Origin of the sequence: Virgibacillus profundi (assembly GCF_002287375.1) — a bacterium.
GTDB classification, from domain to species: domain Bacteria; phylum Bacillota; class Bacilli; order Bacillales; family Amphibacillaceae; genus Virgibacillus_K; species Virgibacillus_K profundi.
The window spans coordinates 133,189-147,128 of sequence record NZ_NPOA01000001.1 but is presented as its reverse complement, the minus strand read 5'-3'; the positions used below and the strand labels follow the sequence as shown (position 1 = coordinate 147,128).

The 13,940-nt window shown below is 37.1% G+C and carries 9 protein-coding genes and 1 pseudogene; 6 read left to right on the top strand and 4 right to left on the bottom strand.

All coding sequences use genetic code 11. The features are described 5' to 3' along the window. Nucleotides 1-479: 479 nt before the first annotated feature. The 4 genes and pseudogenes from CIL05_RS23015 to CIL05_RS00575 form a co-directional block, all read right to left on the bottom strand. Nucleotides 480-728 (bottom strand): annotated as a pseudogene (locus tag CIL05_RS23015) (xylulokinase); the annotation flags it as partial. Nucleotides 729-738: 10 nt separating this feature from the next. Then, nucleotides 739-3,879, bottom strand: a complete 3,141-nt coding sequence (locus CIL05_RS00585) for an alpha-mannosidase (RefSeq protein WP_095653562.1) — start codon at nucleotides 3,877-3,879, stop codon at nucleotides 739-741. 40 nt (nucleotides 3,880-3,919) lie between these two features. Continuing rightward, nucleotides 3,920-6,211, bottom strand: a complete 2,292-nt coding sequence (locus tag CIL05_RS00580) for a glycoside hydrolase family 3 N-terminal domain-containing protein (protein WP_095653561.1) — start codon at nucleotides 6,209-6,211, stop codon at nucleotides 3,920-3,922. 85 nt (nucleotides 6,212-6,296) lie between these two features. Further along, nucleotides 6,297-7,655, bottom strand: a complete 1,359-nt coding sequence (locus CIL05_RS00575; protein WP_240510069.1) for an alpha-L-fucosidase — start codon at nucleotides 7,653-7,655, stop codon at nucleotides 6,297-6,299. Nucleotides 7,656-8,095: 440 nt separating this feature from the next. Here CIL05_RS00575 and CIL05_RS00570 point away from each other — a divergent pair, with 440 nt between their 5' ends. The 6 genes from CIL05_RS00570 (at nucleotide 8,096) to CIL05_RS00550 (ending at nucleotide 13,880) form a co-directional block, all read left to right on the top strand. Then, nucleotides 8,096-9,142: a Gfo/Idh/MocA family protein gene (locus CIL05_RS00570; RefSeq protein WP_095653559.1), complete on the top strand. Its 1,047-nt coding sequence runs from the start codon at nucleotides 8,096-8,098 to the stop codon at nucleotides 9,140-9,142. 508 nt (nucleotides 9,143-9,650) lie between these two features. Continuing rightward, nucleotides 9,651-9,884, top strand: a complete 234-nt coding sequence (locus tag CIL05_RS00565; protein WP_095653558.1) for a hypothetical protein — start codon at nucleotides 9,651-9,653, stop codon at nucleotides 9,882-9,884. A gap of 28 nt (nucleotides 9,885-9,912) precedes the next feature. Beyond that, nucleotides 9,913-11,364 carry an extracellular solute-binding protein gene (locus CIL05_RS00560; protein WP_095653557.1) on the top strand — a complete coding sequence of 484 codons (1,452 nt, stop codon included), beginning with the start codon at nucleotides 9,913-9,915 and terminating at the stop codon, nucleotides 11,362-11,364. A 12-nt stretch (nucleotides 11,365-11,376) separates the two neighbouring features. Further along, nucleotides 11,377-11,517 carry a hypothetical protein gene (locus tag CIL05_RS21995; protein ID WP_165769010.1) on the top strand — a complete coding sequence of 47 codons (141 nt, stop codon included), beginning with the start codon at nucleotides 11,377-11,379 and terminating at the stop codon, nucleotides 11,515-11,517. 108 nt (nucleotides 11,518-11,625) lie between these two features. Beyond that, nucleotides 11,626-12,981, top strand: a complete 1,356-nt coding sequence (locus CIL05_RS00555; protein WP_095653556.1) for a sialidase family protein — start codon at nucleotides 11,626-11,628, stop codon at nucleotides 12,979-12,981. Between the two features lie 131 nt (nucleotides 12,982-13,112). Beyond that, nucleotides 13,113-13,880 carry a TIM barrel protein gene (locus CIL05_RS00550; protein ID WP_095653555.1) on the top strand — a complete coding sequence of 256 codons (768 nt, stop codon included), beginning with the start codon at nucleotides 13,113-13,115 and terminating at the stop codon, nucleotides 13,878-13,880. Nucleotides 13,881-13,940: the final 60 nt, after the last annotated feature.

Here is a 13,940-nt window from a genome sequence, read left to right as displayed (position 1 = left end):
TATAATTACCGGCAATGTCGATACAATCATGACACCCTATTTAAAAATTGCGGCGAGCTGTTGCTTACTGTGCATTGCCTATGCTATATATTTGTATTCTTCTGGGATAATATTTCCTGTAAACCAGTATTTCTCAGGTTAACAGCTATAAGTAAATTTACATTAATCATTTAAATCGTTAATATGTTAACGGTTTCATAAAATACAACGAATATGTTTTTTAAGCTAAGCATTGTCACCATGAGATCATTGCTTAGTTTTTTGCTGATACATTAAGTGTTTGTAAACCTTTAAATATATCAAATATGTTCTAAAGTGTTTAAATTTTGATTTATACTTCAAATGCCTCTGATATTTCATGAAAAAAATTTATTATTAAGATCTATCACAAAATATTAATACAGATTATCAGAGTTTTATCACGGTTTTCTCATAGAGTCTGCCATAAAAAATGATAATTCTTCATTTTAAATTTTTGTTTAACCATATACTTTCTGATAAACATCAAACAGCTTCTTGTATTTCCTTACATTATCTTTATCAGGAACAAATTCCTTATCTACCTGCAAAAACGCCTACGCACATTCCGCTAAAGATTAGAACCAACTACAGCCATATGCTGCCAGCATTGCGGCACCCATGCCTAGCCCTTGCTCACTGGAAAAATTTACAGTTTTAGCGTCAAAAATATCAGCCTGCATTTGCAGCCAATCTTCATTTTTCGCACCACTAGGAAAATCACCCTTTTACATGAACAGTACATATTTCATAAGGTTTCACTTTTCTATTTATTATCCCTTCCTTTATTGGGATTTGCTCAATAGGCCTTTCAAGCAGATTGGTCTCCTCCCCGAATCCCACATCAAAATTGAACCTAAGCAAAATTGGTGCTTCACTTCCTTCAGACTCATATAACCTCAAAATTAGACCATCTCCGTTTTCAGATAACTTCACTGAATCAATTATAGTGCTATTACTTTCGGTTTCTATAAACGACATGGAATTAGGCAAGGAACCAGAATGAGAAGATGTTTTATGCACCGTTATTGGTGAATTAAGTTCATGCCCCTGTTTAACTGTCTTGCCTTTTCTCCAATCTCCTTCATGAGGAAACAAAGAATAAGTAAACTCATGTATCATAATATCCGCATTTTCATCTGGCCATTTAGGTGCTCGAAGAAGAGATAATCTGATTTTATTACCTTTAATATCAAAGCCATATTTGCTATCATTTAACAAACTGACTCCATAGTTACCTTCAGAAACATCTACCCACCGTTGACCACATACTTCATACTGGGCTTGTTCCCAACTCGTATTATTATGGCTGGAACGCTCCACAGACCCAAATGGTATTTCATATGTTGCTTTAGAAGCATGGACATTTACAGGAAAGGCCACCTTTAAAAGCTTATGTTCTTCCTGCCAATCTACCTTAGTATTAAAATCTATACGACGGCTGTGTTGGTAAAATACAATTTCCTGAGAAACAACAGACTGGTTGATTTCCCAAATGAATTTTAAAGTACTTGACAAGCTCCCTTTATGGGTTATTTTTTTACTAATTAATTTTGAATTTTCCGCTGGCTGATTTTCAAAGTTCGGATCTATATCCCAGGCATCCCAATCTGTGGGAAGATCATTAAATAATTGTAACTTGTTTGCAACTTCACCCTCTTTAATAATCTCCTTGTCTTCAAGTTTATCGTAAAGACGACTTATCCAGCCTTCAGTATTAAATTCTACTTGGTAAAAAGGTGTCTCCCACCAACCATTAAATTCATTTTCCTTAGAAGACTCCGGCATATTTGAAGTCCCGTCTTCTAGCCATACTGTTTTATAACCCATTTCCGGAATATCCTCAATATAGGCAGATAGTACAACTTCCCCACTGTTTGTCATCATATGTTCTGTTTTGTAGATGTTCCCAGATCTATCAGTAATCTGTTTTTCTAATAGCTCATTGCCACCTACTAGCCTAATAACTTCATTTCGTTTCCAATTAAGATTATTGAAAAGAATAATTGGTTTTCCTAAGCCCTTTGTATTAATATTTTTAGCTATATAGTTAATAGCCTCTTTTTTAACTTTGTTACCAATCTCGAAAACTTCTTGGTATTGCTTTTTCGATAACTCATATACTTCGGATATCGATGTACCTGGCACAATATCATGGAACTGATTAAGCAATAATAATTTCCATCCTTCTTTTATTTTCTTTGATGGATATGTCTTCCCTAATGCCATATAAGCAAAGCTGTTCCAAATCTCTAAATCTCTGTAAAGAGATTCAGCTTTCCTATTATTTTTTTTCGTCTCAGCTTGAGAAGTATAAGTTCCGCGGTGAAGTTCCAAATATAAATCTCCAAACCATGTAGGCAGATTTGGGTTCGCTTTTTTTGTTCTTTCAAAAAACCCGTGGACCGTATCAAACTGTACATTAGGAAGTCCTGGAAGCGAAGCGGAGCGATCCAAACGTTCAATCATTTCTCTAGTTACGCCACCACCACCATCTCCATACCCGTATACCAACATTCGCTCTGGATAATCGTTTTTCTGTTTAAAATCCGCCCAAGTATTTTTTATATCTGTTACATGTGTTTCTTGTCCAAGAATGGTATGTAAGTAAGAAAGTACTTTTGTTCCGTCGATCCCTTCCCAGTAAAAAAGATCATATGGGAAACGATTAGTATCATTCCAATTAAGTTTAGTAGTCATAAAATAATCAGTGTCAGCCTTTTTTAATATTTGGGGCAAAGACGCACAATAACCAAAAGTATCAGGAAGCCATTCGACACTAGACTCTACTCCAAATTCTTCTTTATAAAAAAGCTTTCCATATAATAATTGCCTTACCAAAGATTCACCAGACGGAATATTCAAATCCGGCTCTACCCACATACCACCAATAATCTCGAATCGACCTTCAGCAATTTTCTCCTTTATTCGCGCATATATTTTAGGGTGATATTCTTTAATATAAGCAAATAATTGAGGCTGACTCTGTGCATATTTAAAATCTTTATATTCATCTAATAAAGTACACACACTGGAAAAGGTTCGACTTGCTTTACGAACTGTTTCTTTGATAGGCCATAGCCAAGCCGTATCAATATGGGATTGACCAATTGCTCGGATAGTCCCTTCTTTAAACCCAGCAAGGCATTCTGTGTCTTTTCTCACCTCCTCTTCCAACTCTTTTAATAAACTTGCATCCATCAAAGATTCCCTTGATGGGATACCCAGTTTGTCGACAACTTGATTCATTGCTTTGATTAGTAAGTTTCGGCGAGTATCATTTTTATCCAAGAGTAATGCAACTTCTCGGTATAGTTCTAATGTATATAGGAGATTTTGAACCTCTCTGTTTATATGTACTAAATTGCTTTGTTCTAAATAAATTGGTGGTGGATCTGTTTCTGGTGGTGCTACTTGGTTAAATCCCCTAAGATTATCTTGTGGGATTCCGACAGGATTAAACAATTCTACTTGAACAATAATTTTCTCCCCTTGTAGGTGTGCGGGAGGGAGGACTACAATGTCACGATTTCTATCGAGCCCTTGTATCGGAAATCCCTGTATAGAAACTAAGGCTTCACAATAAGATTGCTCGCCTTTCCCACTAGCTTTAAATACTATACCAATATTGTCTTTAATCCATTCTTCTGGTAGGTCTACTTCCTTTTCCAGGAAGATAGTAGTACCTGAATTTGCTAGCCAATCTCCTTTCCGTATCGTTAATGGAGAGTCATTTTGTTTATACTGATACTCTCCTGGATCTTTATACTGTGCCCTACTTGCTTGCCATCCTTGAATCTCTTGTATATCTTTAAATTGATTTTCTTTTAAATGGCGAATTAACCGCTCAATGCGCTGCATATCCTAGCCACCCTTTCTGTTTAAGCATTCAATCAATTGGCTAATTCTTTACTAATAAATCTTTTGATATTACCGTATTTGAAGATCCTCCAACCATAAGTCTTACTGTACCTGGTTCCACTTCGGGATTCATGGCTATATTCCAAATCGCTAACCCTTCATGTCCAAGCATGAAAGTGATAATCTTGGTTTCGCCTGCTTTCACCCAAACTTTGTTGAGACCCTTTAACTCTTTGATCCGCTGTGTCACACTTGCTTGTAAATCTTTTGTATATAATTGCACAACCTCATAACCATCTCTATTTCCAGTGTTTTTAACTTCAACAGTAATATGTAATTTTTTAGAAGAATTTAAATCAGCTAATGTGATTTCTTCTGTTTTATCATTTGCAAAATTGAATTCAAAAGATGTATAGCTTAATCCATGTCCAAATGGATATAAAGCTTTACCATCCATATCATGATAGTCTTCCTTAGCTCCACTATTTTTGTAGTTATAGTAGACAGGTAGCTGCATAGATGAAATAGGCATCGACACTGGTAGTTTTCCATTTGGACTAATATTACCAAATAGAACTTCTGCTATAGCTTGACCACCTTGTGGCCCTGGATACCATCCAGACAGAATAGCCTTGCAATTTTTAGCAATCCACGGAATAGAGTGGGGCCTTCCTTGTATTAGTACTACTATAACTGGAGTCCCTGTTGCACAGATTTCCATAACCAATTCTTCCTGTACTCCACCTAAATTTAAATTAGCTACATCCACATTTTCCCCACAATCCATTTCTGTCTCATCATAGGATTTAACCGCACCATTGTCTTCAAATTCCATTCCAAAATCTCTAGTACTAGATCCACCAAGAACCACCACAGCGACATCGGATTTACGGGCTATTTCCTTAGCATTATTAAAGTCAGATTTAGATTTGTCCCTTATTCCACAGCCACGAGCGTACATAACTTCAGTGTCTGGGTCGGCAAGTGAATGTATACCATCAAGAATGGTCACTCCACTATCTTTTCTTTGTGGAGGGGTATAATCCCCTAACATATTATATAAATTGTCAGCATTAGGTCCGATGACGGCAATTCTATTACCGTTCTTATTCAATGGTAAAATGTTTTCGTCATTTTTAAGCAGTACTATCGATTGCCTGGCCATCTCTAAGCTGGATTTCTTAAACTTATCACATCCCACTACCATTGCAGGTCTGTCTTCATCCACGAAACATTGATTATCAAATAATCCTAGCTTAAATTTAAGAAATAAAACTCGAGATACAGCCTGATCTACTAATTCCATGTTTATTTTACCTTTCTTAACACCTTGCTCGATTGTAAGATAAACATCATCCCATAAACTTAAATCCACACCTGCTCTCAGTGCATACGCTGCTGCTAACTCTTTTTCCCCCGTAAGCATCAACAATCGATCGAGTGCATTACCGTCCGCCATTACTATTCCATTAAATTTCCACTCTTTCCTTAATATTTCTGTTAGCAATTGTTGATTTGCGTGGCACGGTACGCCATCAATTTCATTATAAGCTGCCATACAAGCTAGAGCACCAGCTTCTACACCGGCTTTCATTGGGGGCAAAAATACTTCTCGTAACTCTCGTTCTCCAATTAATGCTGGCCCTGAGTTATGACCACCGACCCCAGCACCTTGGGCAATAAAGTGTTTTAATACTGGAATAATTTTTGGGACCTCATCTTCTCCTTGCATTCCACGAACAACAGCCTCAGTCATTTTTGAGGTTAGATAAGTATCTTCGCTAAAACATTCCTCAGTTCTTCCCCATCTAGGATCTCGCATAATATCTAAAGTGGACACAAGTCCTAGGTGTACTCCTCTTGCACTCAGTTCCTCCGCCACATTAGAGGAAACTTCTTGTTGTAGTTCTGGGTTCCAAGAGGCACCTGAGCCAATATTTGTTGGAAACAAGGTACTGTCTAATGTTTGTTGACCGTGAGGGCATTCTTCAGAAATCAAAACCGGAATACCTAGCCTCGTGTTTTCTTTAATGTATTTCTGCACCATGTTCGTAACTACTGCACTATCCTCTACTGAAATACCATTGGAGAAGTCCACGCCAGACCAAGGATCTGCTCTAAATAAACCATATAAGGCGCCTATACCATCAAACTTTGATACATGTTCCTTGAACGTCTTTGTTAACTCGTAACCATTACTTGACTTTATATAAGCATTCCAACCATATAACTTTTGGTTAAGTTGTCCCACTTTTTCTTTCAAAGACATATGGCTCATTAATTCTTCTACTCTTTCATTTATTGGATAATTACTATTTTGGTATTTATTCATAAGTGCTCCTCCAATAGTAGATCTATCTTAGTTACATCAATTCAACGCCATTTTAAATACTACTTGAGATTTATAACCAATTAACCTACTTCAATCTAAATACATGTGCAATTACTTCATTTTCATCTTCTGGTAAATTTGGCATCTTTACAGATAATCCCTCGTTTGTCTGAGTAAATTCGAGATTATCATCATGTCCTAACATATCTAATTGGTAGACTTTTTCATTATATGGAATCGTCACATACTCATCTTTACAGTAGCCATTCTGAAACAATCGGAAACAGTACGTTGTCTCACCTTTTCGTGTGAAGGCAAACTCATTCGTAAAGTAAGGTGCACAAATACGTGTTCCGTAGATTGCTTCTCCATAAACTTTTAACCATGCACCAAGTTCTTTCATCCTTTTGATAGCTCCCTCAGGTAATCGTCCATCGGGTTGTGGTGCAACATTGAGAGCGAGGTTCCCACCTTTTGCCACTACCTCAATAAGCGTATGAACAATTTCACGTGTCGATTTATAATGGTCTTCATACCTGAACGAAAACGAAGTACCCATCGAAATGCAACTTTCCCATGGAACCTCCATTGGATCTTCAGGAATGGTCTGTTCAGGGGTAATGTAATTTTCAAATTCCCCTCCCATTGTACGATCAGCCGTGATTAACCATGGTTGCAGTTGACGCGCCTTTTCTACTACTTCACCCAGACGTATATCCTGCTTTTTGTGTCCAACCCATCCTGCATCCAACCATAAAATGTCAATGTGTCCGTAGTTGGACATTAATTCCATTATCTGATTATGGGTAAATTCAACAAACTTATCCCATAACCATGGGTATTCCAAAGGATCATAGGAAGGGCCGCGCCACATATTCCTGCCACGTTCCATTCCAGGAGCCCAATAATATGGTGTATTCCAGTCGGCTTTGGAGAAATAAGCTGCAATACCTAAACCTTTGCTGCGGAAGGCATCAAATAGATGCTTGCTGATATCAGCATACTTATGTGTATGAAAAGGGGTATCGGAACCTGTAACCCGATAATCAGTTTCATTTGTATTCCACATGCTAAAACCGTCGTGATGTTTAGTGGTAAATATTAAATATTTAAACCCACCTTCTTTGGCTAAATCTGCCCATACCTCTGGTTGAAACCGAATTGGGTTAAATGTTTTATTAAGATCAAAATATTGTCTTTTGAACTCTTCACCATCATCTTCCCAGTCGATACCTTCCCTAGACCAATCGGCATCTTTATCACTCAAAGCCCATGATTCGACTAATCCCAGCTGTGAATAAGGGCCCCAGTGCATCATCAAGGCAAGCTTCTGATCTTTAAACCATTCAAGACGTTCCAAAAGTTGTGGATCCTCGGGCTTAACCCACCGATCTTCAGCACTGAAATTATGTACACCACGTGTAATAGTTGATACTTTTCCCACAAAATCCATCCTCTCAAAAAATATAAATTATTGATTGTTTTTCTTTAACCAAATCAAAATGAAACCCTTTTAATTCCGACAATCATTAACTATTTGATTGTTCCAGTTACAATATTCAAAGTGTTTGTCTTATATATATGCTGATACCTTTATGTTACCGATAACATTAAAATATCATAATTTGAAGTTTTAGTCAATTGCAAATTAGGTGACAATTGGCAATCACATTTTTTGAAACAAAGGGACCTTTAAGCCATCCAAATAGACCACGTTTTCCTAGTATTTTCACCAAACCCAACATTAGGAAAAGTAATAACCGAATAAAATAAATTATTACAATTGCAGAAAAAAATATGCTATGATTATTTTGCCTGGATGAAATTAATCTTTTTTTATCATTTCATCGGATAAAGATACTGGAATCAATGGGAGTTGACATTATGAAAGAAGTAATTCGAGTTGGAATTATAGGGGCAGGTGGCATTGCAAGAGATGTACATATACCAAATTATTTGAAGCAGGGAAGTAAGGTGAAGGTAACTGCAATAGCCGATATTGTCAGGGGAAATGCTGAAAACCTGTCAGACCAATTTAACATTCCACATGTTTTTACAGATTATCAGGAAATGCTGGAAACAGTAGAACTTGATGTAATCAGTATTTGTACACCAAATAAGTTTCATGCAGCTGCTACAATCGCTGCACTGGAGGCAGGATGTCATGTTCTTTGTGAAAAGCCACCAGCAATGACGGTTGCTGAAGCAGAGAAAATGGCTGAAACAGCTAAAAGGACCGGGAAAATCCTAACTTATGGACTAAGCTACAGACATACAGCGGAGGTTGATACATTAAAACGATTTATTGATGCAGATGAGCTTGGTGAAATCTATGCAGCTCGTGTCCATGCCATTCGCCGTCGTGGTATTCCTGGTTGGGGAGTTTTTACCAATAAAGAACTTCAAGGTGGAGGACCGCTAATCGATATCGGTGTACATATGCTGGATACTGCTTTGTATTTAATGGATTATCCTGAGCCCGATACGGTTTTTGGTGTGACATATCAGAAGCTTGGTAATAAAAAAGGTGTTGGTCTTGCAGGGCAATGGGATTGGGAGAATTTTTCCATCGAGGACATGGCCCGAGGGATGATAACTTTTAAAAATGGTGCATCAATCATTTTGGAATCAGCGTTTGCAGCAAATATTGAAAAACATGATGAAATGTCAGTTTCTGTAATGGGAGATAAAGGCGGAGCAGATGTTTTTCCATTGAAAATGTTTCAGGAAAAACATGAGACATTGATTGATGTCACACCGTCCTATCTACCATTGAAAAATAATTACGAGCAACAGATTGAGCGTTTCGTAAATTGCTGTTTAACTGGTGAACAGCCCATTAGCACTGCAGAACAGGGTGTGAAGCTGCAGAAAATAATCAATGGTTTATATGAATCAGCTGATAGAGGAGAAGCGATAAAGCTCTCCTAAGAGCTATTGGGATAAACTAGGCATACACTCTGAGTTTTTCACTAAAGTCTTGTAAGGTACGTCCGTGAGTGAGTTTCTCACGGACAAAACAATTTATATCCTGATAGAGAAAAGTCCACGAACGTCATTACAAATAGAAGGTATTTCATTCAGCTTTTGCTTCAGAGTTTGTCGAATAATCCTCAACCCCGAGTATCCACTTTTGTAAAGAAGCTAATATACCTGTTTCCTCAAATAATTATATAATTGATTGACTACCCAAATTATTTATAACTGTGTCAGATATTGGTTCGTATATCCCCCTATAAATGCTACGAATAAAATTACCTAAGTATATTTAAAATTATGCTTTATCAAAAAGTCAAAATTACTTGTAAAATTCATACTACTTTAATATAATGTTCATTAGTTAAGTTAATTAATTTAGTTTTTGGGATTTTTATGACCGTTACCAATAATGAATACCTAACTACTATTTTACAGTTCTAAATGAAAAAAGGGGGAAGAAATGTCAGAATTGGGTAAATTTAAAGGGATTTTTCAACGTTTCCTGCTAGTGATGGTAATGAAGATAAAGCTTCTAAAGGACATACAAACGAACTTTGAGACAATATTTATGAAAGGGATTTCAGTGGGTGTTGTAGCAAGTTCAAATGAATGGATTGCAAAAGATTGCTGGAAGCAGGCAAGCGTACGTTTAGCCATAACTATATCAATCATTTTATTGTATCTAAAATTATAGGATTTAATTATTATTGGAGGACTAAAATATGAAAAACCATAGATATTTGTTTCTGTTAGTTATAGCGTTAGTTTTAATAATAGCTACTGGATGCGCACAGGATGAAGAGGGAACCGGTGAAACTAGTGAAGAGAATCTCGCAAATTTAAATGAAACAGGCTTTCCAGTTGTTGACGACAGTATTACCCTTGATTTTTTTGCACGACAAGCAGCTGCTTCAAATGATAATTGGAATGACGTGTTGATGTTTAATGAATATGAAGAAATGACTAATATTGATATTAACTGGCAAATGGTTCCTGGTTCTTCATTTGAGGAAAAGTTTAATTTAGCGCTAGGGAGTAACGACCTGCCAGATGCATTTCACAGTGCTGGTGTAAATAATTCTGAATTACTAAAGTATGGAGAGCAAGGCATCTTTACTCCGCTTAATGATTTAATAGATGAATACGCCCCAAACTTCAAGAAAATTATGGAGGAATATCCTAACGTAAAAGAGATGGTTACAATGGCTGATGGAAACATTTATTCCTTTCCATTTATGAATCATCCGGAATTTTTATCTAAACGAATTGCCCCTTATCCATTCATTAATCAAGACTGGTTAGATGAGTTAGGTATGGATGTTCCTGAAACAACGGAGGATTATTATCAGTATTTAAAAGCTGTAAAAGAGGAAAACCCAAGCAATGGAAAAGTGGATGAAATTCCATTTGGCGGTCATAATGTTACACTCCTATATAATTATTTAAAAGGGGCATTTGGTATCGCTAATAAAGGACTTGGAGCGAATCTCATCGATTTGGATCCTGAAACTAATGATTATCGTTTTTACCCTACATCCGATCAATACAAAGAACTTCTTGAATATTTGAATAAACTGTACGATGAGGAATTGATTGAGAAGAATATATTTTCTATTGATCCCGCACAATATGCTGCTAACGCATCAGAAGGAAGATACGGCAGTTTTGTTTGGTACGGGGTTCCGAACAAAGAAGATAATTACGTAGGGATGCCTGCTTTAGAGGGACCACACGGGGATAAATTATTTACAGACCTTAAAAGTCCTGTGGAAAATGCTGGTGCATTCATAATCACGAATAAAAATGAAAACCCTGAGGCTACTGTAAGATGGATAGATCATTTCTATGGTGAAGAAGGAATGAAATTGTTCTTTATGGGTGTAGAAGGCGAGACTTATGAAATAGATGAAGATGGAAATCCTGTCTATCTGAAAGAAGTATATGATGAAGAAAAAGATGATACATCTGTATTGAAAGAGTATTTGACTTTCGGGGGTGGTTTGTATCCAGCTTTAACAGAAGAAAGATACTTTATAGGAGCTGAAACGACACCGGAAGCATTGGAAGCAACTGAAAAGGTCAAGCCTGATGTTATAAAGGACCCATGGGCAAACATTAAACATACAGAAGAAGAAGTAGATCAACTACAAGGATTTGGAAGCGATATAGAATAATACGTTGAAGAAATGCGCGATAAATTCATTTCTGGCAACGAACCTTTTTCTAATTGGGATGACTATATTGAGACGATAGAAAAAATGGGCCTAAATGATTATATGGATATTAAAATTGAAGCCATCGAAAGACAGGGTAGTGCAGCTGAGTAGGTTGGAACAAGGTAATTAACCTATACCCAAAAAACCACCGAAGATACGTTGCAGATACCTATAATTTGGGAAGCACGAAAAGACTTTATAATGTAGAGGAGAGCTATTGTGGAAAAATATGAAAATATAAATGGAATTACAGCACCGGAAGCTTTGTTTTATCCAGGACTGGGAGACTCTAGGGCCTACCGTATTCCTTCCATGATTACAACTATAAAAGGAACGATTATTGCGGGGATTGATGCAAGGATTGCCAATTCCAATGATAATCCCAATAAAATTGATACAACAATTCGCCGAAGCACAGATAACGGAGAAACTTGGGGTGATGTTCAAAAGCTTGTCACCTATGCTGGGGAAGGAGCAGACGGTGCTGCGGCAATTGATACTGCACTACTCCAGGATGAGGAAATGGAAACAATCTGGATGGTTTTTTGCCATACACCTGGAGGAATAGGCTTATGGCAAAGTGAACCAGGGGTAGGTTTTGATCAGCAGGGGAGAAAATTATTATACGATAAGGATGGTAATGAATACAGCCTGGATATAGAGGGACAAGTATTTGACAAAGGAAATCTCATTACCTCGTATAAAATAGATGAACAAGGGTTTGTGTTCAAAGATGGCAAGCCTGCTGGAAATATCTATTATAGAAAAGGTATTGCTAAAACGGAAAGTCTGCTGGAAGCGAGAACCTCTTTTTTGCAGGTTATCAAAAGTGATGATGATGGCAAGACGTGGTCTGAGCCAGTCGATTTAAATTTACAAGTGAAAGAACCATGGATGAAATTTATTGGATCAGGACCTGGAAGAGGCATTCAGGTAAAAGAAGGCACATATAAAGGCAGACTTGTTTTCCCAATTTATTATTCGAATGAATATTCCAAAATGTCATGTGCCGTCATATACAGTGATGATCATGGAGCAACATGGAAACGGGGCGAATCACCTAATGATGGACGCGAATTCAACGGAGAAATGCTGTCTGCTGAAACGACATCTACTGATAACAGTGATTTAACTGAATCACAGGTTATTGAAATGCCAGGTGGCGAGCTGAGAATTTATATGAGAAATCATTCAGGAGAACAGCGTACTGCAGTTGCAGTGAGCAAGGATGGTGGGGAGACATGGGGAGACTTCAGATATGATTCTGCACTGATTGATCCTACCTGCCAATCATCCATCATTAGATATCCCGATCTGGATGACGGAAAGACAAGGCTGATATTCAGTAATCCGGCTGATGTAAAGCAACGAAAAAATGGTACAGTGCGCTTAAGTGAAGATGGTGGAGAGACCTGGCCTTATTCAAAAGTTATTACACTTGGTTCATACATCTATTCCTGTCTAACTGTGTTGGATAATGGTGAAATTGCCCTATTATATGAAGCAGACGTTAATGATGATTATACGATTACAATTAACTTCCAAAAGTTTACATTGGATTGGATAAAATCATAAAGTAAAAAGGTTGCTTACGTCCCACTGAATCCATTTGGGACTGCGATTACTTACGCCAGATAGTGAACAATAAAATTTACGAAAAGATTCTTAAACGAAATATAATTTATATAAGCTAAGGGGTTATCTGTTTGAAATATTCTCTTTGTATTGGCGCCTATGAAGGAAAAGATGTAATCTATCATTTGGAAAAAATAAAGTCCCATGGCTTTCATGGCCTAGAATACTATAATTGGTGGGATCTGGATTTACATGATATAGCCAGAGAGCAGGAAAGAATTGGCGTTGGAATTAGTGCAACATGTACAAGCTTTTTCAATCTGGTTGATTCAGGGCAGCGAGAGAGATATGTGCAAGGTATTAAGGATACAATTGTTGCTTGTTCAATACTAGGTGCAAAATCTATTATTACTCAAACTGGTAATGTTATCGAAGACATTCCACGAGACAAACAGCGGGAAACAATGATAGAAACATTAAAGATATGTGCACCTCTTTGTGAAGAAGCTGGTGTTACATTAGAAATTGAACCAATGAATGGACTTGTTGATCATCGAGGACACTTTCTGCAATATTCGGACGAGGCAGTTTCTATTTTGGAGCAAGTTAACAGTCCGAACGTTAAACTTGTTTTTGATGTCTATCATCAGCAAATTACAGAGGGTAATGTTATCCGTAATGCAACAGGCTTTTCCGACTATATAAATCATTATCATATTGCGGATAATCCAGGCAGACAGCAGCCTGGAACTGGTGAATTAAATTATGTAAATATCCTGAAGGCCATTAAGGATACTGGTTATACAGGATTTATTGGGCTTGAGTGTGGGTATACCATTGACCCAGATGAGGCGATTGATCATTTTAAACAATCAATAGTTTCCAGGGTTGAATGTTAAAGTTTGTTGTGTTGTTGTTTAATGAATAGAAAATAGACTGGGTACGTCTACAATGTATCC